Genomic DNA, 25,170 nt, shown 5'->3' with positions numbered 1-25,170 from the left:
GGAGTGCGCGCTCAGTCGAGCGAGACGACGACGGACTTGACCCTGGTGTACGCGGTGAGCGCCTCGGGCCCGTACTCGCGGCCGAAGCCGGAGTCCTTGACCCCGCCGAACGGGACGGCCGGGTCGAGCATCGCCCAGTCGTTGATCCAGACGATGCCCGCCTGGAGCCGGTCGGCGATGCGGTGGGCCCGGGCGAGGTTCGTCGTCTGGACGCCGGAAGCCAGGCCGTAGGGCGTGGAGTTGGCGAGCTGGATCGCCTCCTCCTCGGAGTCGAAGGGCTGCACCGTGAGGACGGGGCCGAAGACCTCCTCCTGGACGACCCGGGAGTCGTTCGGCAGGTCGGCGATCACGGTGGGCTTGTAGTAGTAGCCGCCGTCGAGGTCCAGGCGTTCGCCGCCGCAGACGATACGGCCGCCCTCCTTGCGGGCGAGCTCGACGTACTCCTCGACCTTCTTGAGGTGCCGCTCCCCCGCCATCGGCCCCACGACGGTCTCGGGCTGCCGGGGGTCGCCGAGCGGTACACCGGGCACCGCCTCGGCGAGGATGCCGAGCATGGTGCTGTAGACCGGGCGCGACACGAGCAGCCGCGGACCGCCCATGCAGAACTGCCCGGTGTTGAAGACGAAGCCCTTGATGACGGCGCCGACCGCCTTCTCCAGGTCGGCGTCCTCGAAGACGATGTGGGCCGCGTTGCCGCCGAGCTCCATGGTGACGGGCTTGAGGTTCTCGCCCGCGATGCTCGCCGCGTGCCGGCCGATGGCGGTGGAGCCGGTGAAGGCGATCTTGTCGACACCGCTGTGCCGCAGCAGCGCCTCGCCGGCCACCGGACCTGAGCCGGTGACGACGTTGACCACGCCGTCCGGGACGCCCGCCTCCCGCAGCAGTCCGGCCATGTAGAGGGCGCTGAGCGGAGTCTCGTCGGCCGGCTTGTGGACCACCGTGTTCCCGGCCGCGAGCGCCGGGGCGATCTTGGAGCCGGCCAGGATGAGCGGGAAGTTGAAGGGCGTGATCGCGGCGACCACACCGAGCGGCTCACGCCGGGTGTACGCGAGGGCGTTCATGGGCGTGTCGCGGGTCGCGCCGTCCAGGGAGTAGGCGAGGGCGGCGTAGTGCTCGTAGTCGTTGGCCGCGTTCGTCACGTCGACGGCCTGGCACAGGCTGATCGGCTTGCCCACGTCCAGGCTCTCCAGGGCGCCGAGCTCCTCGGCGTTCTCGCGGATCAGCTGGGCGACCCGGTGCAGGATCCGGCCCCGCTCACGGCCGCTCATCCCCGACCACTGGCCGCCGTCGAAGGCCTCGCGGGCAGCGCGTACGGCCGCGTCCACGTCGACGGCGCCCGCCTCCGCGACGGTCGTGACGACCGTGCCCCGGGACGGGTCGACCACCTCGGTGCGCGCGCCGTCGGCGGCCTCCCGCCACTGCCCCCCGATGAACAGCCGTCCGGGTTCGATCTCGATGGTGGTCATCGCCACTCCTCAGCCTCATCGCCAAGATTTCAATCAACAGGATTCCTGTTGGTTCGCAGTCTCATTACAGACAGGTTTCCTGTCAATGCTCTAACCTGAAGTCATGCTCGACACCCAGGCAGCCAAGACACCTCCGTCTCTCCTCTACATGGTGAAGCAGGTGGAGCTGGTTGTGCGCTCTCACCTGGATGACCTGGTCAAACCCTCCGGGATCACCGCACTGCAGTACACCGCGCTCACCGTGCTGGAGCGGCACGACGGACTGTCGGCGGCCCAACTGGCCCGGGACTCGTTCGTCACGGCCCAGTCCATCGCCGATCTCGTACGGTCCCTGGAGAACCGCGGCCTGGTGCGCCGGGAGCGCAATCCCCGCAACCGCCGCGAGTTGCTGATCCTGCTGACCGACGCCGGCCGCGAGTTGCTCGCGCTGCACGAAGGGCCCGTGCGGGAGCTGGAGGAGCGGATGGTCCGGGAGCTCACGGCACACCAGAGCGAGCAGTTCCGCCAGGCGCTCTCCAAGGCCTGGCACGCCTTGTCGTGAGACACCGTCGCAATTCGAAGACATATGTCAATCGAACATGCTCAAATTCACTCCATCGAGGGTAACTTGCAGGGCGGGGAACGGATTTGGGCGCACCCCTGCCGCTTCAGGAGCCGGTTGGAGGCGATCTCGTCGTGGAGCAGGTACCTGCACCGCTCACCCGACACCTGCGCGTCCATCAGGACCGGGGGCACACGGTGCTGGAGTTCCGCGGGGAGATCGACATCGCCGCCGCGATGGAGATCATCCCGTATCTCGACCGGGTGACGGGGCGGACCGACGTCCGCGTGGTGATCGACCTCAGCCGGGTCGAGTTCTTCGACTGCTCCGGGCTGCGGCTGCTCTACCGCGCCCGGAGCCGGATGCTGGACAACGGCGGCCGACTGCTCCTGGTCTGCACACATCCGCTCACGCTGCGCGTCCTGCGGGTCACCGGGCTCGCCCGGCTGCTGCCGCCGATGCCGACGCTGGACGCGGCCCTGGGCCAGCCCGAGGCCACGTCCGGCTCGGTGTGACCGCGGCTATTTCACGATCTTCGTGACCTGCCCCGCGCCGACCGTGCGGCCGCCCTCGCGGATGGCGAACTTCAGCCCCTCCTCCATGGCGATGGGCTGGATCAGCTCGACGTGCATGGTCGTGTTGTCGCCCGGCATGACCATCTCGGTGCCCTTGGGCAGGGTGACCACCCCGGTCACGTCGGTCGTGCGGAAGTAGAACTGCGGGCGGTAGTTCTGGAAGAACGGCGTGTGCCGGCCGCCCTCGTCCTTCGACAGAATGTACGCCCGCGCTTCGAAGACCGTGTGCGGGGTCACCGAGCCCGGCTGGATGACGACCTGTCCGCGCTCGACGTCCTCCCGCTTCACGCCCCGCAGCAGCAGACCGACGTTCTCGCCCGCCCGGCCCTCGTCGAGGAGCTTGCGGAACATCTCGATGCCGGTGACCGTCGTCTTCGTCTTCTGCTCGTGGATGCCGATGATCTCGACCTCCTTGTTGACGTGCAGCGTGCCGCGCTCGATCCGGCCGGTGACGACGGTGCCGCGGCCGGTGATGGTGAAGACGTCCTCGATCGGCATGAGGAAGGGCCGATCGACGTCCCGCACCGGCTCGGGCACGAACTCGTCGACGGCGGCGAGAAGTTCGAGAACCGAGGCGCTCCATCCGGGGTCGCCTTCGAGGGCCTTGAGCGCGGAGACCTTCACCACCGGGAGGTCGTCGCCGGGGAACTCGTACTCGGTCAGCAGCTCGCGGACCTCCAGCTCGACGAGTTCCAGGATCTCCTCGTCGTCGACCATGTCCGTCTTGTTGAGGGCCACGACGATGTACGGGACGCCCACCTGCCGGGCCAGCAGCACGTGCTCCTTGGTCTGCGGCATGGGCCCGTCGGTGGCCGCGACGACCAGGATCGCACCGTCCATCTGGGCGGCGCCGGTGATCATGTTCTTGATGTAGTCCGCGTGGCCGGGGCAGTCGACGTGCGCGTAGTGCCGGCGTTCCGTCTGGTACTCGACGTGGGCGATCGAGATCGTGATCCCGCGCTGCCGTTCCTCGGGCGCCTTGTCGATCTGGTCGAACGGCGTGTACGGATTGAGGTCGGGGAACCGGTCGTGCAGCACCTTCGTGATGGCCGCCGTCAGGGTCGTCTTGCCGTGGTCGATGTGACCGATGGTGCCGATGTTGACGTGCGGTTTCGTCCGCTCGAACTTCGCCTTCGCCACTGCGAGCCCTCCCTGAGCATCCGGGTGATGCCGAGCCTTGCCACGCTGTGCCGCGAGCTGTGCCGCGTTCCTTCCTGTCTATTCGGTTCGCGGCGCGTCGAACAGGGCGCTGACGGACTCACCGTTGTGAATGCGGCGCACGGCCTCGGCGAGCGCGGGGGCGACGGTCAGGATCCGCAGCTTGTCCGTGCGCTCCTCCTCGGGGACCGGCACGGTGTTGGTGCACACGATCTCCAGTACGTCGGGCTGCTCGCCGATCCGCTTGAGCGCGCCGTCCGCGAACAGTCCGTGCGTGCAGGCGACCCGTATCGAGCGCGGCCCCAACTCCCGCAACCGATCGAGGAGTTCGAGAACCGTACTCCCCTTGGCGATCTCGTCGTCCAGCACGATGACATCGCGTCCCGCGACCTCGCCGATGACCGAGTTGATGCTGACCCGGTCGTCCGCGAACCGCTGTTTGGCGCCGGCGGCCACCTGGGCGCCTATCAGCCGGGCGAAGGCTGCGGCCTCCTTGGCGTTGCCGAGGTCCGGTGACACGACGGTGGTGCGGGACAGGTCGTAGTGCCGGAAGTGCGCGGCCAGCTCGCGCAGCGCGTGCAGGTGGTCGACCGGGACCGAGAAGAACCCGTGGACCTGTGGCGAGTGCAGCGTCATCGCCAGGACCCGGCTCGCGCCGGCCGCCACCATCAGGTCCGCGACCAGCCGCCCGCCCAGCGATATGCGAGGGGCGTCCTTCTTGTCGGAACGGGCGTAGGAGTAGTGCGGCATGACGACGTTGATCCGCCCCGCCGACGCCCCGCGCGCCGCGTCGCACATCATCAGCAGCTCGACGAGATGCTCCTGGACCGGCCTGACCAGCGGCTGGATGAGGAAGACGTCCCGTTCCCGGCAGTTTGCCTGCAGCTGTACCTCCAGGCAGTCGTTCGCGAACCGGCTGACCCGGGTGGGGCTGAGCGGCACTCCGAGATGCGCGCAGACCTCCTGGGCCAGCTCGGGGTGGGCGCTCCCGCTGAACACGGCGATGTCTCGCACGATCCGCTCCTCGCATGATCATTCCGGCTGGCGGGGCTCATGCTACGGGCCGGGCGAAAACCGGTTGCGGACCGTCCACGGGGGCGGGCCATGATGAGCCTGTCCGTGTTCCCTCACGTCAGGACCCCTCGCATGCGCCGACTCCTCGACCACCCCCAGCGCCCCTACTGGACGACGGTTCTCGAGGACACGACCCCGCATGCACACCCTGAACATCGGAATTCTGGCCCACGTCGACGCCGGTAAGACCAGCCTGACCGAGCGGCTGCTGTTCGACCACGGCGTGATCGAGCGGCTCGGCAGCGTCGACGCCGGTGACACCCGCACGGACGACGGGACGATCGAGCGGCAGCGCGGCATCACCATCCGCTCCGCCGTCGCCACGTTCACCGTCGGCGGCACACAGGTCAACCTCATCGACACCCCGGGGCACTCCGACTTCATCGCCGAGGTCGAGCGCGCCCTGGAGGTCCTCGACGGCGCGATCCTGCTGCTGTCCGCCGTGGAGGGCGTACAGGCCCAGACCCGCGTCCTGATGCGGACCCTGCGGCGACTGCGGCTGCCCACGCTGGTCTTCGTCAACAAGATCGACCGGGCGGGCGCCCGCTCCGGCACCTTGCTCGCCGACATCCGGCGCAGGCTCACCCCGCACATCGCCCCGCTCACGGACGTGACGGACATCGGCACGGCCCGGGCCCGCGCGGTGCCCCTCCCGGCCGACCGGCGGCTGGCCGAGGCGCTCGCCGAGGTCGACCCGGACGTCCTCGCGGCCGTCGTGGACGGCCCCGAGCCGACCCCCGACGATGTGCGCAGGGCCCTGGCCGCGCGCACCGCCGACGGCTCCTTCCACCCCGTCTTCTTCGGCTCGGCCCTCGGCGGCCAGGGCGTCGCCGAGCTGGTCGAGGGCGTCACCCGGCTGATCCCGCCGGCATCCACGACGACGGACTGCGAACCGCGCGGCACGGTGTTCGCCGTCCGGCCCGGTCCGGGCGGCGAGCGGACGGCGTATCTACGTCTCCACGACGGTGAGGTGACGCCGCGCAGGCGCCTTGCGTTCCTGCGACGCGAGGCCGACGGCCGGACCACCGAGGTCTCCGGGAGAGTGACGCACCTGGATGTCGTCGGCGGGGCGGAGCGGCTCACCGCCGGGAACATCGCCGCCCTGACCGGTGTCCCCGGCATCCGGGTGGGCGACCGCCTGGGCGATCCCCGAGGGGACCGCGCCCCGCAGTTCGCGGCGCCGACGCTGGAGACCCTCGTCACGGCCCGCCACCCCGAACAGGCGGCGCCCCTGCGCAAGGCCCTGCTCGCCCTCGCCGACGAGGACCCCCTGATCCACGCCCGGCCCGCGGCCTTGGGCGCCACCGCGCTGCTCCTCTACGGCGAGGTCCAGATGGAGGTCCTCGCGGCGACCCTCGCCGACGCCTACGGTATCGACGCCGACTTCGAGCCGGGCCGGGCCCGGTTCCTGGAGCGGCCGGCCGGCGTCGGCGAGGCCTCGGACGAACTGCCGTGGCACGACCGCACCCGCTACTGGGCGACGATCGGGCTGCGAGTGGAGCCGGGACCGCGCGGCTCCGGCGGCGTGTTCACGTACGAGACGGAACTCGGCGCGCTCCCCCGCGCCTTCCACCAGGCCATCGAGGAGACGGTCCACGCGACCATGACCACCGGGCTGTGCGGCGCATCCGTCACGGACTACCGGGTCACGCTGATCCGGTCCGGTTTCTGCGCGCCGATCAGCACCGCCGCCGACTTCCGCGGGCTCACACCGATCGTGCTGCGCCGGGCCCTTGAGCGGGCGGGGACCCGGCTGTTCGAGCCGTACCACGCCTTCGAGGCGGAGGTCCCGCTGGACGCACTGGCGCCGGTCACGGCTCAACTGGCCACCGTAGGGAGCGAGTTCACGGGGACGACGGGCGGTGCCACGGCCTGGCTGATCACCGGCGAGCTGCCGGCCCGGCGGGTGCGCGAGGTCGAGCTGCGGCTGCCCGGGCTGACCCACGGCGAGGGCGTGTGGTGGTCGCGGCCCTCGGGCGACCGTGAACTCAAGCCGCACTAGCCTGAGTTCCTACCAGGACACGGGCAGCCGGCGCGGGCCGCGGGTCATCTGACCCTCCCGCCACTCGATCGTGTCGAGGGTGAACTCGGCCCGCAGTCCCGGGAAGCGGGCGGCCAGGCGGTGCAGGGCGAGGCCCAGTTCCAGCCGGGCGAGCCAGGCGCCGAGGCAGTGGTGGGGTCCGGCGCCGAAGACCACGCTGGGCGCGGCCGGCGGCGTGAAGAGGTCGGGCGGGCCGGGCGGGAACACGTCGGGGTCGCGGTTGGCGGAGTTCGTCTGGACGGCGACCACGCCGCCCGCCGGGATGGTCACGCCGCCGATCTCGACGGCCTCGACGGCCCGGCGGATCAGGCCGGGCAGCACCCTGCCCTCGCTGAGCGGGACCGTCCGCAGCAGCTGCTCGACCGCGGTCGCCGCCGCGTCCTCGTCCTCGGCGAGGCCCGGCCAGGCCGCGTGCCCGTCGGTGAGGAGGTGGACGAGGATGTTGCCGAGTGCCGTCATGGTGGTCTCGTGGCCGGCCACGACCAGTCCCAGGACCAGGGTCACCAGCTGCCGTTCGTCGATTCCGGCACCGTCTCCGGCCACCACCAGCCCGCTGACCAGATCGTCGCCGGGATCCTTCCGCCGCTCGACGACCAGGCCGGCGGTGAAGACACCGAACTCCCGCATGGCCAGGCCGACTTCCTCGGCGGTGTGCGCCCCTCCGGACAGGGCGTGGTCGGCCCAGTACCGGATGCGCTCCCAGTCCGCGTCGTCCAGCCCCATCAGACGGGAGACGACCGAGACGGGCAGGGCACGGGTGAACCCCTCGACGATGTCCGCCGGTTGGGAACGTGCCGCGAACTCGTCGAGGAGGGACTCGACCACCGCGGCCACCCACGGCCGCCAGCGGGCGATGGCGCGGGGCGTGAACGCCCGCTGGACCGTGCCGCGCAGCCGCTGATGGGCGGGACCGTCCTGGTTGAGCAGGCCGTCCGGGGCGTCCAGCAGGTTCGGTACGACGAGCAGCTGCGGGGCGTCCTCGGCCTTCAGGGAACTCCGGTCGAAGCGGGGGTCCATGAGCACCTGCCGTACCTCGGCGTACCGGGTCACGAGCCAGACCGGGGTACCGGTGGCGAGGGTGCCGAGCCGGGGCGGACCGGGCTCCGGGAAGGCGATGTGGTGCATGGGGCGAAGGGTCCGGGAGGTGCTGTCTGCGCTCATCCGGGTCTCCAGTCGCGCCGATAGGGGGGTTCTTCACGCTAGTGCGCCCTCCTTGCCTCCGTCAGCGGTGTCAATCGGCCAACGAGACGGTCTGCCAAGTCCTTTGAGGGGAATTCGAACAGTAGGAAGGAGGGCCGTCGCCATGACGACTCCCATCAGGCGCGTGTCCAAACGCATGCCGGGCTGGGCGAAGGCGGTGAGCGCCGTAGTGCTGGTGCTCGTCGTGTTCTTCGCGGGGATCCGGCTGAGCGTGCTGCCGGGTCTCAAGGACCTGTTCGGCACGGAGACGCACGACCGTTCGGGCCCCGCACTGCTCCAGTCCATCCAGGACATCAGCCGTTACGACGCCGCCTCCGGCAACTTCCAGGTCGTGGTGGACCTGGAGAAGGACACCAAGTACCTGCCCGACGCGATCCGCGGCTCCCGCACCCTGTACGTCGGGGCGGGCTCCGTCGACGCCTACGTCGACCTCGGGAAGGTCGGCAAGAACGACGTGACGGTCAACGACGACCGTACGTCCGCCGCCCTGCAGCTGCCGCACGCCCAACTGGGCAAGGCTGCCCTCGACGCCGACCGCTCCTACGCCGTCTCCAAGCAACGCGGTCTCCTGGACCGCCTCGGCGACCTCTTCTCGGACAACCCCAACAGCGAGCAGGCCGTGCAGAAGCTCGCCGTGCGGCACATCACCGACGCCGCGAAGGAGAGCGAGCTGACCAAGCGTGCCGAGACCAACACCACGACCATGCTGAAGGGGCTGCTGGGCTCCCTCGGATTCAAGGAGGTGAAGGTCAGCTACGGCACCTGATCAGCCGTGGAGGATCCCCGGCGGTGGCTGGAGGCGACCACGGCGCCGCCGGACCCGGCTTCGTTCACGGCGTGGGCGACCGCGTCGGCGAAGCCGGGTGCCACGCCTCCGGCGAGCGCCCCGCCGAGCAGCACCGCGGGCACGGCCGTCATGGTGTCCGGGATCCGGCACAGCGGGTGCCGGGTCCCGGCCCGGAGTGCCCCGACCGTACGCAGGGAAAGCGGGGGCGCGGACGCCCGGCGCGGCATTGTCCTCCGGTTCGTGGGTAATCGCCTTACGACGCAGGGAAGTTGAAGACTGGAGGACCGCATGGCTCGTACCGGGTTACGTCCACCGTCCGCCCTACGCCTGCGCGCCAACAGGCCCGACAAGGCCACGAAGACCGAAAAGGCAGGCAAGACCGCGAAGGCCGACAAGAGCGCAAACGCATCCAAGGCAACCAAGGCAACCAAGTCCGGGAAGACCGGCAAGACCGCCAAGGCCGAACGGGGGTCGCGCTCGACCCGAAGCAAGCGGCATTCCGTGCCGTTTCCCCTCCGCCTGCTGGCGATGCTGTGCGCCTTCGCGGTGATGGTGGCGTTCGCCGTCGTACTGGCCCGGCTGACCCTGGAGCCCTCCCCCGCCTCGGAGGCGCTGACGCACACCAACATGCGGCCGGGGCGCTCCCTGCGGGCCTATCTGGACCAGCCCGCACTGCGGGACGCAGTCAAGCAGATCGGCGGGAACCTGCTGCTGGGCGTCCCGTTCGGCGTTCTGGTGCCCGTCGTCGCCCCGCGAACACGCGGGATCCTGCGGGTACTCCTGCTGACGGCGACCGTGATGCTCCTGGTGGAGTTCGCCCAGGGCGCACTGATCACCGGCCGGGCCTTCGACATCGACGACGTCATCCTCAACACGACCGGGGCCCTGGTGGGCTACCTGCTCCTGGGGCGTCGCATGAGCCGGGCCGTGCACAGCTGAGACCGAGAGGGGCGGGTGGCGAGGGCCGGGCAGTCGGGCCGTCGCCACCCGCCCCCTCAATTCCTGGTCCGTACCAAGGTATTGACGCTCTCTTATTTCACTACTTAAATCAAGAGGAGACGCCTTCACCCCCCACCTCGGTCGGCGCACCCGTACGCCGGGACGCCGTACGGAAGGGAGAGCCGTGGCCGCTCCACGCCTGCTCCGCAGATGTCTCCTCGCCGCCCTGTCCGCCGTGCTCGTCGCGTCAGTCGCGACCGGTGCGGCGCAGGCGGATCCGCCGAACGTGACCGCCGCCGCGGTGACGTTCTCCGACACCTTCGACGGGCCCGCCGGGGCCGCGGTCGACTCCTCGAAGTGGCAGGTCGAGACCGGCGACAACGTCAACAACCACGAGCGGCAGTACTACACGCCGGGCAACCGCAACGCCGCTCTGGACGGCCAGGGCCATCTGGTGATCACGGCCCGCAAGGAGAACCCGGCCAACTACCAGTGCTGGTACGGAACCTGCCAGTACACCTCGGCCCGGCTGAACACCGCCGGGAAGTTCACCGCGCAGTACGGACATGTCGAGGCGCGTTTGAAGGTCCCGCGCGGGCAGGGCATGTGGCCCGCGTTCTGGATGCTCGGCAACGACCTCGGGCAGGTCGGCTGGCCGGACTCGGGCGAGATCGACGTCATGGAGAACGTCGGCTACGAGCCCTCCACCGTGCACGGCACGATCCACGGCCCCGGCTACTCCGGCTCCGGCGGCATCGGCGCGGCGTACTCCCTCCCGGGCGGCCAGGCCTTCGCGGACGCCTTCCACACCTTCGCCGTCGACTGGGCCCCCGACTCGATCACCTGGTCGGTGGACGGCCAGGTCTACCAGCGGCGCACGCCCGCCGACCTGGGCGGGCGAAGCTGGGTGTTCGACAAGCCGTTCTTCCTGATCCTGAACCTGGCGGTCGGCGGCTACTGGCCCGGCGACCCGGACGGCTCCACCGTCTTCCCGCAACAGCTGGTGGTGGACCACGTGTCGGTGACGACCGGCGGCGCGGCCACCGGCGGCGCGATCAGAGGGCTGGCCGGCAAGTGCGTGGACGTGGCCGGGGCGAACTCCGCCAACGGCACACCCGTACAGCTCTACGACTGCAACGGCAGCGCCGCCCAGCAGTGGACCGCCGGCGCGGACGGCACGCTCCGCGCGCTCGGCAAGTGCCTGGACGTCACCGGCAACGGCACCGCGGACGGCTCGACCGTCCAGCTGTGGGACTGCACGGGCGGCGCCAACCAGCGGTGGGCCGTCTCCACGGCGGGCGACATCGTCAATCCGCAGGCCGACAAGTGCCTCGACGTGACCGGGAACGATCCGGCCAACGGCACCCGGCTGCAGTTGTGGACCTGCACCGGGGGCGCCAACCAGAAGTGGACGGTCGGCTGAACCCGTCGGTCAGTGCCGGGTCCAGGTGAACTTGTCACCGCCCACCCAGCGCACCACGTCCGGGTCGTCCAGGTCGTGGACGGTGATGCCGAACGCGGCGGCGGCCTCCAGGACGTCGGTGACGGCCCTCGCCTCACCGACCATCTGGCCGTCGATCTCCACGATCCGGAAGGGTGGCGTCGTCGGCTGTACCCCGAGCACCAGGATCCGCGGGTGAGAGATGTAGGGACTCGCACTTTCGGTCATGTATCGAGCGTAGAGCGCAACCCGCGGGAGGGCTGCGCTCGCGTCACCCGCCCGGGCTCAGGGCCGCCGCCAGTCGTCACTGCCCAGGTGCGAGCCGGCCTGCGCGCCCATCCGGAGCATGCCGCCGTCCACGCTCCAGGAGGCGCCGGTGACGTACGAGGCGTCGGGGCCGGCGAGGAAGGCGATCACGGCCGCGGTCTCACGGACGTCGCCGGGGCGGTCCAGCGGGACGCCGAGGCGGTCCTCGGTGTCCGGGGTCGGTGTCCTCCTGGCCGGTCATCGGGGTGGCGATCTCGCCGGGTGCCACCGCGTTGACGTCGATGCCGTACTCGGCGAGCTCCAGGGCCATGACCCGGGTGAGCAGACCGAGGCCGCCCTTGGCCGCGCAGTAGGGGGCGGCGCCGACCCGCGGCCGGTGTTCGTGGACGCAGGTCACGTTGACGATCCGGCCTCCGCTCCCCTGCCGGATCATGTGCCGGGCCGCCTTCTGCCCGCACGGGAACGGGCCGATCAGGTCGATGTCGACGACCTCGCGGACGGCGTCGAGCGCCAGGTCCAGGCACGGCGTCATGGTGCCCGTACCGGCGTTGTCGACCAGGCCGTCGAGGCTGCAGAGGCGGCCGAGCCGGTCGCAGAGCTCGCCGACGGTGCCGGCGGCGACGGGCAGCCTGGGCAGGTCCATCCGGGCCACGGCTGCCCGCTGCCCGTGGGCCCGGACCTCCTCGGCGGTCTCCTCCGCGCCCTTGCGGTCGCTGTGCCAGGTGATGCCGACGTCCATGCCCGCCCTGGCCAGGCGGACGGCGGTGGCCCTGCCGATGCCGGAGTCGGCGCCCGCGATCACGGCCACCTCGCTGCGGGGTGCGGTGGGGGCGGACATGACAGGCCCCCTCGTGGACGCGGGCGAAGGCGACGAGGCATCGCACCCGGCCACGTGGCGGACAAACCGCCCGCCGATCGGACGGCCGCCCTCCCGCCCTGGGCGGTCTCGTCGTGCGGCCCACCCCGCCCTGGGGAACTCTGGAGGAGGAGGTGGCGATGGATCCCGTGGAGGCCCTGGAGCGGATCGGCTTCCTGCTGGAGCGGGGCCGGGCACCGACGTACCGTGTGCGCGCCTTCCGTACCGCCGCCCGGGTGCTGGCCGCGCTGCCCGAGGGCGAGGTGCGCGAACGGGCGGACGCCGGGACCCTGGAGACGCTCAAGGGCGTCGGCCCGACGACGGCGCAGGTGGTGCGCGAGGCGCTGGAGGGCCGGCTGCCCGGTTACCTGGAGAAGCTGGAGGGCGAGGCCGCGTCCCCGCTCGCCCGGGGCGGCGAACGGCTGAGGGCGCTGCTGCGTGGGGACTGCCATCTGCACTCCGACTGGTCGGACGGCGGCAGCCCGATCGAGGAGATGGGCCGGGCGGCGGCGGAACTGGGCCACGAGTGGGCGGTGCTGACCGACCATTCACCCCGCCTGACCGTGGCCCGCGGACTGTCGCCCGAGCGACTGCGCAGACAACTGGAAGTGGTGGCGGAACTCAACGAGACGTGGGCGCCGTTCCGCCTCCTCACCGGCATCGAGTGCGACATCCTCGACGACGGCTCGCTCGACCAGGAGCCGGAGCTGCTGGATCGACTGGACGTCGTGGTGGTGTCCGTGCACTCCAAGCTGCGGATGGACGCCCGCTCGATGACCCGCCGCATGGTGGCCGCCGTACGCGATCCGCACGCGGACGTCCTCGGGCACTGCACGGGACGGCTGGTGACGGGCCGGGGGCGGCCCGAGTCGGAGTTCGACGCGGCCGAGGTGTTCGCCGCGTGTGCCGAGTCCGGTACGGCGGTGGAGATCAACAGCCGTCCCGAGCGCCTCGATCCGCCTCGGCGGCTGCTCGGCCGGGCCGTGGAGGCGGGTGTGCTGTTCTCGGTCGACACCGACGCACACGCGCCCGGCCAGCTGGACTGGCAGATCCACGGGTGTGCGCGGGCCGAGGAGTGCGGGGTGCCCGTCGAGCGTGTGGTCACCACCTGGTCCCTGGAAGAGCTGCTGGCGTGGAGCCGGGAGGACCGGGTGCCGGACCGAGTGGCGAGCCCCTGACGTGGTACTCGTGCGCCGGGAGAGCACAGGAAGGACGGGCGAATGGAACGGGCGGCCGTGTTCGACGTCGACGGGACCCTCGTCGACACCAATCACCTGCATGTGACGACCTGGTGGGAGGCGTTCCGGCAGGCGGGCCACCGGGTGCCGATGCACGCCATCCACCGGGCCGTGGGCCTCGGCTCGGACGACCTCGTCGCCCATCTGCTCGGCGACGACCGGAACAAGGACCGGGACGCGGAACTGAGCGCCGCCCACAAGGCCCTGTACGGCCAGTACTTCGACCGGCTGCCCGCACTCCAGGACGCCGGACGGCTGCTGCGGCGCCTGGACCTGCGGGGCTGGCGGGTGGTGCTGGCGACCTCCGCGAGCGGCGCGGAACTCGACGCCCTGCGGCGGGCGATCGGCGCGGACGACGCGATCGCCGCCACCGCGAGCGCCGACGACGTCGAGAAGGGCAAGCCCGCGCCCGAACCCGTCGAACACGCCCTGGAACTGGCCGAAGTACCCGCCGAGCGGGCCGTGTTCGTCGGCGACACGGTCTGGGACATGCGCGCGGGCACCAGGGCCGGGGTGCGCTGCGTGGGCGTCCTGTGCGGCGGCATTCCGCGCGCGGACCTGGAGGAGGCGGGGGCGACGGCGATCTACGCCGATCCGGCCGAGCTGCTGGCGTCGTTGGCGGAGAGTCCCTTGGGGTGAGCTGCCCCCGGGGTGAGGGGCGGCGCCGTGCGGATACCCGCCGTGCATGATCCATGTGACAGATACGGGACGAGTGCGCGCCGCCCGCCCGGCCGACGCCGCGCGGCGCGAGGTGCACGCCGTCGGCCGGGCCGGCCTGGCCGCCTGGCGGGGCCCCGGGCGGGAACGCGATCTGCTGGTGCAGTCGTTGAAGGCCGCCGCGGCGGCGCTGCTCGCCTGGTTCGTGGCGAGTGACTGGCTGGCCGACCCGATGGCCCTGATGGCACCCTGGGTGGCGCTGGTGCTGGTGCAGGCCACCGTCTACAGCTCGCTCAGACAGGCCGCGCAGCAGTTCACGGCGATCTGCGCCGGGACGCTGCTGGCGTCGGCGGCACAGTGGCTCACCGGCGACACACTGGGCGCGCTGGCGCTGTCCGTACCCGTGCTGATGCTGCTCTCGAACTGGCCCCGCTTCGGCGACCAGGGCATCTACGCTGCGACCACCGCGGTGTTCACCCTCGCCTCCGGCACGGTCACGGCGTCGGCGGTCGGTCACCGGGTGGGACAGGCGGCGCTGGGCGCGGTCATCGGGGTCGCGGTCAACGCGCTCGTGCTGCCGCCGATCCATCTGCGCGACGTACGGGAGAACCTCGCGGCGCTCGCCGGGGAGGCGGGCGACGTGCTGCACACCGTCGCCGGTGATCTGCGGGAGAACGAGTGGGACGCTCAGTCCGCCGCCGGCTGGTCGAGTGCCTCGACACGGCTGGAGCGGCGGCTGGACGCGCTGCGGTCGGCCCGCCGCTGGAGCCGGGAGAGCCTGCGCTTCACCTCCCGCCCGCTGCGGGCCCTCCACCGGGTCCCGCCGACCGTTCCGCCCACCGTTCCGCCCACCGAGGAGGACGAGCGCTGGAGCCGTATCACCGGGCACATCAGGGCACTGACCAGGGCCCTCGCGGTGGCGGCCGACGGCGACCGCACGCCTGCTTCGCCCGACGGCCCGGCGCTGTGCTCGTACGCCCGTCTCCTGGAGCTGATCGGGGACGCCTGCCACGCGGAGAGCCGCCGTCTGCTGGGCGCCCGCGAGGAGGCGCGCTCGGCCGACGCGACCGAGGAGGCGATGCACGAACTGCACGAGCACCTGCGGAACGGGCTGCGGGAGCACGCCGCCCAGGACCACACTCGTACGGTCGTCCTGGGAACCCTGCTGCTGCAGGCGGAGAACCTCTGGGACGAGGCCGTCCCGCGCACCCGCAGACCGTGACACGGATCACCCCGCGGAGCGCCGGACCATGGAACATCCATGGGTAGTTGCCCGTTGAACAAGCCGTGGGTGTGGATGGGACAGTGTCCCCGGGCCTCACCTTTTGCCCACAGGGACGATCGTTCGGCTGAAGCCCTGTGGAGCCTTTCGCCGAGAGGCGACCGCCATCCGCGCCCACACCTGATCGGCCCCGACCGTGATTCCCCCGTCCGGTCGGGGCTTTCCCATGCGGGCCCCGGACACGTTTGCGCTGGACGGGCTTGACTTCGAGGGCACTGCGATTCGTGGCGTCCGGGAATGAACGCACCGGCGTCAAGGACTACGCCGTCGACCCGGAACAGGCGGCACGCCTGTGGGAGCTGTCGGCTCGGCGCACGGGCGTGAACGCCTTCGCCGACCAGCCATAGCTAATCGGCGTCGGGTTCCCGAGGCCCGTAGAGCGCGGCGGGCGCGCCGGTCGCCAGGGCCCAGTAGCGGTCTCCGTACGACCAGTGCCACCACTCGGTGGGGTAGTTGACGAGGCCGGCCACGCTCATGGCCCCGCCGAGCACGGCGCGGTTGGCTCTGGCCTCGTCGGAGATGCCGGCGGCCGCCGTGTAGCAGGCTCCGTCGCTCTGCTCGGGGCCGGCGTTCATGGGGGTGCCGAGGTCGAGTTCGCGGCCCTCGGTGTCGACGAGCGTCAGGTCGACGGCCGCACCGGCGGTGTGCGGGGCGATCTCCGGCGGGGACACATAACGGCTCGCCGCCGAGCGGATCCGGTCGGCGGGCCAGTCGGGGTGCCCGGCGCGCAGTGAGTCCGCGTACTCCTCGAAGTAGGACCGCTGGAGGGCCGGCGGACGGTATCCCTCGACGAAGAGCAGGCGCAGCCCCTCGGGCAACAGGGTCTGCGCACGCAGGAGCCGGTCGAGGACGCCCTGTCGCAGGTGGAGCTCGGCGCCGTGGGAGTCCTTGTGCTTGCGGTCGTCGACCGGAAGGCACCCGCTCACGTCCACGAGGCGCTCACCGCACTCGTCGACGGGAACGGCCGCGACCCTGGGGTCCGACATCAGGATGATCTCACTCATGGCCTGATCGTCTCGCGGCCGGAAGCGGCCGCGTGAGCCGCGTGCATCGCCGGTCCCCGGGTACTCGGGCGGTCCCGTCGGATCCGCGGTCGAGAGGAGCCGAAAGTGAGCAGCGCAACGGGCAGCACAATCGTGGTCACCGGCGCCACCGGGAACGTCGGCACCAGCGTGGTACGCCTCCTCTCCGAGGACCCGAAGGTCGAGTCCGTGCGGGGGCTGGCCCGCCGGCTCCCCGAGTGGATGCCCCCGAAGACGGAGTGGTCGACGGTGGACCTCGCGTCCGACCGGTCCGATCTGATCAAGGAGTTCGAGGGCGCCGACGCGGTGGTCCATCTGGCGTGGGCGTTCCAGCCGACGCACGACCCGGCGACGACCTGGCGCACGAACGTCCTCGGTTCCATCCGGGTGTTCGACGCAGTGGCGACGGCCGGCGTGCCGACCCTGGTGCACGCGTCGTCCGTCGGCGCGTACTCACCGGGACCGAAGGACCACGCCGTGGACGAGACCTGGCCGACGCACGGCTGGCCGGACGCCGCGTACTGCCGGGAGAAGGCCTACCTGGAGCGTGCCCTGGACACGTTCGAGCGCGCCCACCCGGATGTCCGGGTGGTACGGATGAGGCCCGCCTTCCTCTTCAAGCGGGAGTCGGCGAGCGAGCAGCGCCGCATCTTCGGCGGTCGCTTCCTGCCCGGCCCGCTGGCGCGGCCCGACGTGCTGCCCTTCCTTCCCGACATCCCGGGCCTGCGCGTCCAGGCGCTGCACACCGACGACGCGGCCAAGGCGTACCACCTCGCCCTGCGCACCGACGTCAACGGCGCCTTCAACCTGGCGGGCGAACCGCCCGTCGACGCGGAGCTGCTGGGCGAGATGCTCGGCGCCCGCCCCGTACGGCTGCCGCGTACCGCGGCCCGCTCGGCGATCGCCGCCGCCTGGGGCCTGCATCTGCTGCCCGCCTCCCCGCACCTCTTCGACGCGGTCCTCAGGCTTCCCCTGATGGACTGCACCCGCGCCCGCACGGAACTCGGCTGGCAGCCGGATCACACGGCGCCGGAGGTGCTCGAGGAGTTCCTCCTGGGCATGCAGCAGGGGGCGGGAGCAGGGACGGAGCCCATGGAGGGCCGGAAGGTCGGCTGACGGCGGGATCGGGCTCAGGCAGACGGCTCGTCCGGTACCGGGTGCTCGGGGTGTACCGCGCCCGACCGCGGCGCGCCCTGCCTGCCCGTGCCGGCCTCGTCCGTGTCGGGGACGTCGTCGGGCTCGGCCTCGGTGGTGTCCGTGGCGTCGACGGTGTCGCCCTGCGCGCCACCGGCGCCGACCTCCCAGGGGTCCTCGCCGTCATGGGCCTGCTGGTCCGGGAGGTCCCGGGGCACGGCCACCCCGTTCTCGCCGGATCCTTCGTCGCGGTGCTCGGCCACGGCGCACTCCCTTCGTGTCGTTCGGGCTTCGTGTCGTTCGGGCGCCACGCGAGTACCTCCGCGACGACCAGCGAAACGTCAGTGCGGCGCCCGCTCGTCCAGGGCCGTGCGCCAGGCGGGCGCGGGCCCCTCGGGTGCCGGTTCGGGGCGCCGGCCGCCGCGTGCGAAGAAGTCGGCGAGCGGGAGGATCGCGGCGCCGACGGTGACCGCGTCGGGCCCCAGCCGGCCGAGGTCGACGGTCACCTTCTCGGCCGGATGACGCAGGGCGTACGACACCGCGTGCCGGCGTACGGCGGGCAGGAACCGCGCGCCCAGCTGGAGCCCGGCCCAGCCACCGATGAGGATGCGCTCGGGCTGGAAGAGGTTGATCAGGTCGGACAGGCCCGCGCCCAGGTACTCGGCGGTCTCCTCCAGGACGGCGAGGGCCACGGGGTCGGCTTCACCGCCTTCGGCGGGGTAGGCCGCGGCAAGCATCGCGGTCAGCGCGGTCTCCTCGTCGGCGCCCCGCGGCGGCCGTCCGCCCTCCTCGCGCCAGCGCTCCAGCAAGGACTCGGCGCCCGCGTACGCCTCCAGGCAGCCGAGGGCACCGCACCGGCACCGGCGCCCCCTGACCCGTACCGTCAGATGCCCCCACTCGACCGCCCGTCCGTGCTCCGCCTCGGGCGTGACGAGGCAGGCGCCGACGCCGGAGCCGAAGAGCACCACGACGGCGTTGCGGGCACCGCGTCCGCCGCCGAACCACATCTCGGCCTGGCCCAGGGTCTTGGCGCCGTTGTCGATGAAGTACCGCACGGTGTCGGGAAGTTGGGTTCCGGTGCGCAGCAGCGCTTCGAGCGGCACCGCGTCCCATCCGATCGTCTGCCCGTGCACCACGGCACCGCGCTCCGGAGTGCGTTCGACGATGCCGGGGACGCCGATGCCGACGCCGAGGAGTTGTCCGGGCTCGATGCCCGACTCGGCCAGTACCTCGGCGACACCGTCCCGGATGTGACCGACGATGACCTCGACGTCGTAGCGCTGCTGTGTCAACGGCCGTTCGGTGCGGGCGAGTTCGGTGAGGGTCAGGTCGAACAGCTCGATCCGTACCCGGGTCTCGCCGACGTCGACGCCGATCATGTGGCCGCTGCCGGGCGCCACGCGCAGGAGGGTGCGGGGACGTCCGCCGTCGGAGTCGACGCTGCCCGCCTCCTCGACCAGGCCGTCGGCGACCAGGTCGGCGACGACGTTGCTGACCGAGCCGGAGCTGAGCCCGGTGGCCGGGCCGAGCTCGAAGCGGCTGAGGGGGCCGTCGAAGTAGAGCCGTTGCAGCACGGCCGTGCGGTTGGCCCGCCTCAGATCGCGTACCGTACGCCCGTTGCGCCCCGCCATGTGGCTCCTCCCGAACCCTGCCCGACCTGCAACATACCTCTGCGGGACCACCGGACGCGACTTTCCGCACCTTCTTAATTCACGCCCTGAACTAAGCGCTCGGTACTAGCGGGGGGCCAGCTCCCCGATCTCCTCCAGCGCCGCGACGAGTTCCGGAGCGACCGCCTCCTGGACCCATCGCTCGTTCTCGGCGTCGACCGCCCGCGGAATCGTCTCGGTGAGCATGATCAGGTAGAGGTAGACGCGGTAGAGGGCGAGGCGGAGCCGGGCCGGCGTGTCGAACTCGGCCGGCCCGCCGGCTTCCCGGTAGCCGGCGAGGAACGCCTCGTCCTTCTTGATGTCCCCCAGCAGCGCCAGGGAGACGAAGTCGGCGAGGGGATCGCCCCAGAACATCCGCTCCCCGTCGATGAGACCTCCGATGCGGGGCTCCTCCCCCGCCGGGCGGTCCAGGAGGATGTTCCCGTGCCACAGGTCGAAGTGGACCAGGCAGGGGGTGGTGACCTCGTCGAGCGCGGGGAAGGCGGCTTCGATCGTCCGCGCCACCTCGTCGACGGGCCGGGGCAACCGGGCCCGGTAGCGGCGGGCGTCGTCCAGGACCGCCTCGGTCATGGCGCCGAAGGCGGTCCGCCAGTCGGGAGCGAGCGGCCCGAGCGCGCCCGACGGATAGCCGAAGCCCGGGCCGGTCACACCATGCAGACGAGCCACCTGACGCCCCAACTCCCGGCGCAGGGCAGCTCGTTCGGACTCCGTCAGGGAGCCGTTCCACGGTTCGCCCGGGCAGGCCGTCATCAGCAGATGCGGTACGGCGGTGTCGTCGCCGAGCGCCACCAGGTGCGGCGCCGGTACGCCGGCCTCGGCGGCCGCACGGTAGAACTCCGCCTCGGAGACCAGGAGTCGGCTCTCGTGCCGCAGGCCCGGCGTGGTCGGCGCCGGGGCGACCTTCAGCACGTAACGGCTGCCGTCCGTGAGGAGGAGTTCCTCGACGGTGTTGTAGGTGCCCCCGGTCAGCGGGCGGACGCCGGTGAGGCGGCCGGCGGGCAGGCGCGCCCCTTCCAGGACCCGCCGGGCCCGGTCCCACGATTGCGTCGAGTCCCCCACCTGCACCCGCCCCTTCCCTCCGGTCAGCCGGCCGCGTACACGTCCTCGACGTAACGCCCGGTCTCCACCAGCTCGTCGAGCCAGCGCTCGGCGGCCGACTCGTCGGCGCCCTGCGTGCGCTCCCGGTACAGGGTACGGAACGCGTCTTGCACGCCGGGCGCCATCCGCGAGCCGTCGCCGCAGACGTACACCCGGGCGCCCGCGTCCAGCAGCTCCCCCACCTCTTCGGCCTCCCCTTCGGCCTCGGCGGCGATCCGGTGCTGCACGAAGGTCACCCCGCCTTCCGGGGCGGCACTGAAGGCCGGGCGGAGCCGGGCGCGGCGAACCGTACGGAACTGGTCGCCCGGGCCTATGCGCAGGGAGTGCTGGCCGCCGGGGTGTGGCCGCCGACGCCGGTGTCCGCGTCCGGGGAACGGGCCGCGGCGCCGGAATGAGCCGCGTCCGCCGTCCCGGAAGCAGCCGCGCGGCCGGAGCACGCGGTGCCCGCCCCCTCCGGCGCCCCGAAGCGGGCCAGCGTGTGCCACACCATCTTCAGGTCCTGCAGCTCGTACCGTCCCGTGCGGGCCGCGTCGCCGATGATCCGCGGGTCGATCCGGCCGTCCTCGGCGATGCGCGCGCCCAGCTCCACGTACTCCCGCCCCCGGTAGTCCGCGTGCCGACGCAGCTGAGCCACGGTGAGCCGGTAGCCGGGGTGCCATTCGAGGGGGCACGGCAACAGGCGGGCCGCCGTCTCGACGGGCGTGCCGCGATAGCTCGCGTCGAGGACGAGCGCCTCCACGTCGCGGGCGAGGACGACGCCCGCGTGCACCTGCGCCTCGATGTAGTCGTTGAGGGCGTCCTGCTCGTCCGCCTCGGCCAGCGCGATCAGGGACATGCCCGCCGCGACGCCGAAGTCGGCCGGCTCGGCCGCGCTGTCGGGGTAGCAGAAGGTGGCGCGGGCGAGCGTGGCGCCGGTGAGGCGGAAGTGGGAGGAGCCGAACCTCGGTGCCGCGCCGACGACCTGGTGACGGAAGTTCAACGCGCCGTACACCGGCCGGTCGTGGGCGTCCGCGTCGTCGTAGACCCCGCCGAAGATCCGGCTCTCCCAGCGCCACCGGTCGCCGCCGGGATGCGCGGTGAGGCCGCCGTTGCCGGTGCCCGTGACGAACTGCGAGTGATACGTGCCGTCCTGGGCCAGCGCCCGCAGGACGGTCAGCCCGCCCACCGCCCGGTCCGGATGGAGGTTCAGCGTGATGCGCAGGTCAGGGGCGACGGCCGGCCCCTCGGAACCCGCCGCCACGTACGACAGCGCGGCCCGCGCCCGCGGCGCCGCGACGTCCCGGAAATCCATTGGCCTCTCCCCCTCATGCCTGCCTACCCTGGCGCCAACCTAATACCCCTAGGTTTCAGCGCGCGATCACCCAGGAGGCTCCCCCATGAGATCACTCACCGAGCACGACATACGCAACTCATTCGTCAACTGCTCGAAGGGCGAGGCCAAACGCCTGGCCGTCCCCCGGGACCTCGACCAACGCCCGTGGGACGACCTGGACTTCCTGGGCTGGCGCGATCCCGGAGCACCCGACCGCAGCTATCTGGTCACCGAGCGGGAGGGCCGACCGGTCGGCGTCTCCCTGCGCTTTCCGTCGTCCAGGCGCGGCCTGCTGCACCGCAGCATGTGCTCGCTGTGCCTGACCACCCACCCGGGCGGCGGTGTCTCCCTGATGACGGCCCGCAGGGCGGGCGCGGCGGGCCGCGAGGGCAACTCGGTGGGCGTGTACATGTGCACCGACCTGGCGTGTTCTCTCTACCTGCGCGGCAAGAAGGCCCTGGAATCCGGGTCACGCTTCGAGGAGAGTCTCACCCTGGAGGAGCAGATCGCCCGCGCGACGGGCAACCTGTCCGCCTTCATCGACAAGCTGTACGTCTGACTTCGTCGGCTACCGGTCCCGCAGCCGTGCCGCCACCACGTCGTGCAGGTGGACGAGGACGTCGTAGCTGCGGGCGAGCGCGATGTCGTACGGGCCGTCCGGGTAGGCCGTGCCGATCTGGCGCGTCGGCCGGGCCCGGCGCAGCCACTGACGGGCCGGCGGTCCGGCGGCCCGCAGGTCGAGTACGTAGTCCTGGTGCCGTACGCGGTCGAGGGTCCGCTCGTTGCTGCCGGGGGCGGCGGGTCCCAGCGTCCGGCGCCTGATGACGGTGTCCTCGCGGCCGGTGGCGTTGAACGAGCCGTGGTCGAAGGCCAGGCCCACGTTCACATACCCCGCGCCGAGGCTCTCCCGCAGGTAGGCACCCTGCACCTTCGGGTTGGTGACGGGGTCCTCCGGTACGTACCCGACGTGGTTGTTGTGGGCCGACAGCAGCACCTTGGTGCCGGTGTGCTCGTGCCACCAGACGACGTTGGCGGCCATCGCCCCGTCGCGATAGGTCATGGCCTCGGCGATCTCGGCGGGGTCCTCGAAGTCGAAGGCGTACTGACGGGCGGTCCGGTCGATCGCCGTCGCGCTCTGCAGGGCCCATGCGTACGCCTCCCGGTCGCCGGTGCCCGGTCCCTGACGCCTGACCAGTTCGAGTGCCTCGCCCGTGCGGTGGGCCATCTCCATGCGTTCGGCGTACGGCCTGTTCATGTACTGCTCGATGTACGTCCCCGTCGGCACGGTGGGACGCAGGCCGCGGTAGAGCTCGGCGAGGCGGGCGCTCGCCCCGGGGTGCGTGGCGGCCATGTGGTCCTCGACCGCGTCGTACGACTCGGGTCCGGACCAGGCGATGTCGTCGCCCATGAACCGCACGGGGTCGCCGGGGTGGCGGACGTTGTACGCCCGCATCCACTCCAGGAGCCTCAGGTAGTCGGTGTTGTTCCACCACAGGAAGTCGCGCTGGAGCTCGTCGCGCATGATGCGCCGCAGGTCGCCCTCGCCCTTCAGCACGTAGTCGTCGAGCCGCAGGCCGGTGCTCCAGGGCACCTCCAGGGCAAAGGTGCGGAAGCCCTTCTCCTCGACGAGGTGGCCAAAGACGCGGTCCTTGAGGGCGAAGAAGTCGTGCGAGCTGTGGGTGGCCTCGCCGAGGCCGACCACCCGGGCGCCGCCGATCATGCGGTCGAGGGCGCCCAGATCGCGGGTGTCGCCGCCTGGTTCGACGGTTCGCAGCGGGTGGGCGGCCCGGTCGAGGGCTTCGACCACGGCCGGGGCCGGTGCGGCCGTGGCCGGGGGGCCGGCCGACGCGGCCACGCCGACGGTGACGAGCAGGGTCAGGAGGGATCCGGTCCGTTGCCATGTCATGATCCAAGGCTTTCGTACCGGTACGGCGCAGACCATCCGGCTGTCCACAGCAGCGTGGTACGGCCATCCACGGGGCGAGGACGGGGGTCTTCCTCATGGGGCCGTAGCGGAATGGCAAACTACGTTTCCTTGCGGACGGCTGCGGTCCTCAATGAGTACCTTCGGTACATCTGTGGAAGGGGACGGCCCGAGGATGCGAGACGTACGTGAGTGGACGACGTCCCTGGTGCGCTTGGTGAAGCGGCACCGGGACCCGGTCGTCGTACAGGCGCTGCGGTCGTCGGCCGCGGCGACGATCGCTTACGTCATCGCCCTGCGTCTGAGCCCCGAGGCGGCACCGCTCACCGCACCGCTGACCGCGCTGCTGGTCGTCCAGGTCACCCTCTACTCCACGCTCACCACCGGAATCCGCCGGGTGAACTCGGTGGTCGCGGGGGTCCTCGTCGCCATCGCCTTCAGTCTGCTGGTGGGGCTGACCTGGTGGAGCCTCGGGCTGCTGATCGTGGCGGCGCTGGCCGTCGGGCATCTGGTGCGGGTCGACGAGTTCGTGCCCGAGGTGGCGATCAGCGCGATGCTGGTGCTCGGGGTCACGACCGTCGGTGACACCGCCTGGGCGCGGGTGCTGGAGACGCTGATCGGCGCGGTCGTCGGCCTGGGCTGCAATCTGCTGTTCGCCCCGCCGGTGTGGGTGGGCGAGGCCGGGGAGTCGATCGAGGGGCTGGCCCGCCGGGTGCGGCAGTTGATGCTGAGCATGGGCGAGGAGGCCGCGGGCCGGACGCCCGTCGAGCATGCGACGGCCCGGCTGCACGAGGCGCGCCGGCTCGACCACGACATCGTCGAGGTGGACGCGGCCCTGCGGCAGGCCGAGGACAGTCTGCGGTTCAATCCGCGCGTGAAGGAGGGCCTGCTGCACCGCGTGGTGCTGCGCACCGGCCTGGACACGCTGGAGATCTGCACGGTCGTGCTGCGGGTGCTCGCGCGCACCTTCACCGACCTCGCGAAGGAGCGCGAGTCCGAGCCCCTTCCACGCTCCTTCGCGTCGGAGACGGGCGCGGCCGTCGAGCAGCTGCTGTCGGAGATCGCGGATGCCGTGGTCAGCTTCGCGGTCCTGGTCACCACCCCGGTGAGCCTGAACGCCGACGCGGCGGAGTCCCGGCTGACCGCCGAGTTGCGACAGGCCGCGGCCACCCGCGACAAGCTGGCCCAGCTGCTGCTGGAAGAGGTCCAGCGCGACGCCCGCCAGTGGCAACTGCTCGGTGCCGTCCTCACCGAGGTGAACCGGATCCTCGACGAGCTCGACACCGAGCACCGCTCGCGCCGCCTCCTGGAGGAACTGGACCGCGTCTCCCGCGAGCAGCGCGAACGCATGCCGCGGCTCACCCGGCTGCGGGAGAGCCTGCACGTGCCCGAGCAGCTGCGCCGGAACCGCACGGACGCCGAGCGACGTTCAAGGTGAAGAAGTCACCTTGAGGCGGCATGCCTCCGGGGGCGGGACGAAGGGGGCGG

Annotated in this window: 25 protein-coding genes and 2 pseudogenes; 13 read left to right on the top strand and 14 right to left on the bottom strand. The window is 71.7% G+C overall.

Translation table 11 applies throughout. The annotated features are described in order from the left end of the window. Positions 1–11: 11 nt before the first annotated feature. Entirely contained in the window at positions 12–1,466 is a 1,455-nt protein-coding gene (locus ADK57_RS26655) for an aldehyde dehydrogenase family protein (RefSeq protein WP_053752116.1), read from the bottom strand. A gap of 103 nt (positions 1,467–1,569) precedes the next feature. Here ADK57_RS26655 and ADK57_RS26650 point away from each other — a divergent pair, with 103 nt between their 5' ends. Next, positions 1,570–2,007 carry a MarR family winged helix-turn-helix transcriptional regulator gene (locus ADK57_RS26650; RefSeq protein WP_053752115.1) on the top strand — a complete coding sequence of 146 codons (438 nt, stop codon included), beginning with the start codon at positions 1,570–1,572 and terminating at the stop codon, positions 2,005–2,007. A 134-nt stretch (positions 2,008–2,141) separates the two neighbouring features. After that, positions 2,142–2,522, top strand: a complete 381-nt coding sequence (locus ADK57_RS26645) for an anti-sigma factor antagonist (protein WP_078973344.1) — start codon at positions 2,142–2,144, stop codon at positions 2,520–2,522. 6 nt (positions 2,523–2,528) lie between these two features. On the opposite strand, the gene tuf is transcribed toward ADK57_RS26645, so the two are convergent. Continuing rightward, entirely contained in the window at positions 2,529–3,722 is a 1,194-nt protein-coding gene (tuf, locus tag ADK57_RS26640) for an elongation factor Tu (protein WP_053752113.1), read from the bottom strand. Positions 3,723–3,800: 78 nt separating this feature from the next. Further along, on the bottom strand, positions 3,801–4,754 hold the full coding sequence (locus ADK57_RS26635; protein ID WP_053752112.1) for a ribose-phosphate diphosphokinase: 954 nt from the start codon (positions 4,752–4,754) through the stop codon (positions 3,801–3,803). 199 nt (positions 4,755–4,953) lie between these two features. On the opposite strand from ADK57_RS26635, the gene otr(A) reads away from it, so the two are divergent. Beyond that, positions 4,954–6,816, top strand: coding sequence for a tetracycline resistance ribosomal protection protein Otr(A) (otr(A), locus tag ADK57_RS26630; RefSeq protein ID WP_053752111.1), 1,863 nt, complete (start codon positions 4,954–4,956; stop codon positions 6,814–6,816). A gap of 9 nt (positions 6,817–6,825) precedes the next feature. Here the strand turns inward: otr(A) and ADK57_RS26625 are convergent, their stop codons facing one another. After that, complete coding sequence (locus ADK57_RS26625) at positions 6,826–8,016, bottom strand: cytochrome P450 (protein WP_053752110.1); 1,191 nt, start codon at positions 8,014–8,016, stop codon at positions 6,826–6,828. Between the two features lie 142 nt (positions 8,017–8,158). Here ADK57_RS26625 and ADK57_RS26620 point away from each other — a divergent pair, with 142 nt between their 5' ends. Then, a complete protein-coding gene (locus ADK57_RS26620) occupies positions 8,159–8,821 on the top strand; it encodes a DUF4230 domain-containing protein (RefSeq protein WP_053752109.1) in 663 nt (220 codons plus the stop codon). Here the strand turns inward: ADK57_RS26620 and ADK57_RS50600 are convergent. After that, entirely contained in the window at positions 8,809–8,973 is a 165-nt protein-coding gene (locus tag ADK57_RS50600) for a hypothetical protein (protein ID WP_199830691.1), read from the bottom strand. The two genes, ADK57_RS26620 and ADK57_RS50600, sit on opposite strands and share 13 nt — an antisense overlap. A 157-nt stretch (positions 8,974–9,130) precedes the next feature. On the opposite strand from ADK57_RS50600, the gene ADK57_RS51420 reads away from it, so the two are divergent. Next, on the top strand, positions 9,131–9,781 hold the full coding sequence (locus tag ADK57_RS51420) for a VanZ family protein (RefSeq protein WP_053752107.1): 651 nt from the start codon (positions 9,131–9,133) through the stop codon (positions 9,779–9,781). 184 nt (positions 9,782–9,965) lie between these two features. Next, positions 9,966–11,204, top strand: coding sequence for a ricin-type beta-trefoil lectin domain protein (locus tag ADK57_RS26605; RefSeq protein WP_053752106.1), 1,239 nt, complete (start codon positions 9,966–9,968; stop codon positions 11,202–11,204). Between the two features lie 9 nt (positions 11,205–11,213). Here ADK57_RS26605 and ADK57_RS26600 read toward each other — a convergent pair whose 3' ends face one another. Together ADK57_RS26600 and ADK57_RS26595 are read right to left on the bottom strand one after the other, a co-directional pair. Next, a complete protein-coding gene (locus ADK57_RS26600; protein WP_053752105.1) occupies positions 11,214–11,450 on the bottom strand; it encodes a hypothetical protein in 237 nt (78 codons plus the stop codon). A 57-nt stretch (positions 11,451–11,507) separates the two neighbouring features. Continuing rightward, positions 11,508–12,327, bottom strand: a pseudogene (locus tag ADK57_RS26595) (SDR family oxidoreductase). Positions 12,328–12,485: 158 nt separating this feature from the next. On the opposite strand from ADK57_RS26595, the gene ADK57_RS26590 reads away from it, so the two are divergent. The 4 genes from ADK57_RS26590 to ADK57_RS49255 all read left to right on the top strand — a co-directional run bounded on the left by ADK57_RS26590 (position 12,486) and on the right by ADK57_RS49255 (position 15,869). Next, positions 12,486–13,523, top strand: a complete 1,038-nt coding sequence (locus ADK57_RS26590) for a PHP domain-containing protein (RefSeq protein WP_078973343.1) — start codon at positions 12,486–12,488, stop codon at positions 13,521–13,523. Positions 13,524–13,565: 42 nt separating this feature from the next. Continuing rightward, on the top strand, positions 13,566–14,222 hold the full coding sequence (locus ADK57_RS26585; protein WP_053752103.1) for an HAD family hydrolase: 657 nt from the start codon (positions 13,566–13,568) through the stop codon (positions 14,220–14,222). Between the two features lie 46 nt (positions 14,223–14,268). Further along, complete coding sequence (locus ADK57_RS26580; RefSeq protein ID WP_053752102.1) at positions 14,269–15,462, top strand: FUSC family protein; 1,194 nt, start codon at positions 14,269–14,271, stop codon at positions 15,460–15,462. Positions 15,463–15,746: 284 nt separating this feature from the next. Beyond that, the gene (locus ADK57_RS49255; RefSeq protein WP_420711900.1) at positions 15,747–15,869 is read left to right on the top strand and encodes a hypothetical protein; all 123 of its coding nucleotides are present in this window, start codon (positions 15,747–15,749) and stop codon (positions 15,867–15,869) included. Here ADK57_RS49255 and ADK57_RS26575 read toward each other — a convergent pair whose 3' ends face one another. Beyond that, entirely contained in the window at positions 15,870–16,526 is a 657-nt protein-coding gene (locus ADK57_RS26575; protein ID WP_053752101.1) for a M15 family metallopeptidase, read from the bottom strand. 105 nt (positions 16,527–16,631) lie between these two features. On the opposite strand from ADK57_RS26575, the gene ADK57_RS26570 reads away from it, so the two are divergent. Beyond that, positions 16,632–17,660, top strand: coding sequence for an SDR family oxidoreductase (locus ADK57_RS26570; RefSeq protein ID WP_053752100.1), 1,029 nt, complete (start codon positions 16,632–16,634; stop codon positions 17,658–17,660). Between the two features lie 14 nt (positions 17,661–17,674). Here the strand turns inward: ADK57_RS26570 and ADK57_RS26565 are convergent, their stop codons facing one another. From ADK57_RS26565 to ADK57_RS26545, 5 genes and pseudogenes are all read right to left on the bottom strand, one after another. Next, positions 17,675–17,941 carry a hypothetical protein gene (locus ADK57_RS26565; RefSeq protein ID WP_053752099.1) on the bottom strand — a complete coding sequence of 89 codons (267 nt, stop codon included), beginning with the start codon at positions 17,939–17,941 and terminating at the stop codon, positions 17,675–17,677. A 78-nt stretch (positions 17,942–18,019) separates the two neighbouring features. Next, positions 18,020–19,309 (bottom strand): ROK family transcriptional regulator, encoded by a 1,290-nt coding sequence (locus ADK57_RS26560; protein ID WP_053752098.1) that lies wholly within the window; start codon positions 19,307–19,309, stop codon positions 18,020–18,022. A 105-nt stretch (positions 19,310–19,414) separates the two neighbouring features. Next, positions 19,415–20,407: a phosphotransferase family protein gene (locus tag ADK57_RS26555; protein ID WP_053752201.1), complete on the bottom strand. Its 993-nt coding sequence runs from the start codon at positions 20,405–20,407 to the stop codon at positions 19,415–19,417. A gap of 23 nt (positions 20,408–20,430) precedes the next feature. Then, positions 20,431–20,721: pseudogene (locus ADK57_RS26550) on the bottom strand (hypothetical protein); the annotation flags it as partial. 35 nt (positions 20,722–20,756) lie between these two features. Next, positions 20,757–21,737: a DUF3626 domain-containing protein gene (locus ADK57_RS26545; RefSeq protein ID WP_053752096.1), complete on the bottom strand. Its 981-nt coding sequence runs from the start codon at positions 21,735–21,737 to the stop codon at positions 20,757–20,759. An 85-nt stretch (positions 21,738–21,822) separates the two neighbouring features. On the opposite strand from ADK57_RS26545, the gene ADK57_RS26540 reads away from it, so the two are divergent. Further along, positions 21,823–22,317, top strand: a complete 495-nt coding sequence (locus ADK57_RS26540) for an FBP domain-containing protein (protein ID WP_053752095.1) — start codon at positions 21,823–21,825, stop codon at positions 22,315–22,317. 9 nt (positions 22,318–22,326) lie between these two features. On the opposite strand, the gene ADK57_RS26535 is transcribed toward ADK57_RS26540, so the two are convergent. After that, positions 22,327–23,664, bottom strand: a complete 1,338-nt coding sequence (locus ADK57_RS26535) for an erythromycin esterase family protein (protein WP_078973354.1) — start codon at positions 23,662–23,664, stop codon at positions 22,327–22,329. Between the two features lie 193 nt (positions 23,665–23,857). On the opposite strand from ADK57_RS26535, the gene ADK57_RS26530 reads away from it, so the two are divergent. Then, positions 23,858–25,120 (top strand): aromatic acid exporter family protein, encoded by a 1,263-nt coding sequence (locus tag ADK57_RS26530; protein ID WP_053752093.1) that lies wholly within the window; start codon positions 23,858–23,860, stop codon positions 25,118–25,120. Positions 25,121–25,170 lie beyond the last annotated feature (50 nt).

It is taken from the genome of Streptomyces sp. MMG1533, assembly GCF_001279775.1.
In the GTDB taxonomy this organism is placed as follows: domain Bacteria; phylum Actinomycetota; class Actinomycetes; order Streptomycetales; family Streptomycetaceae; genus Streptomyces.
This window is presented reverse-complemented; position numbering and strand designations above follow the sequence as displayed.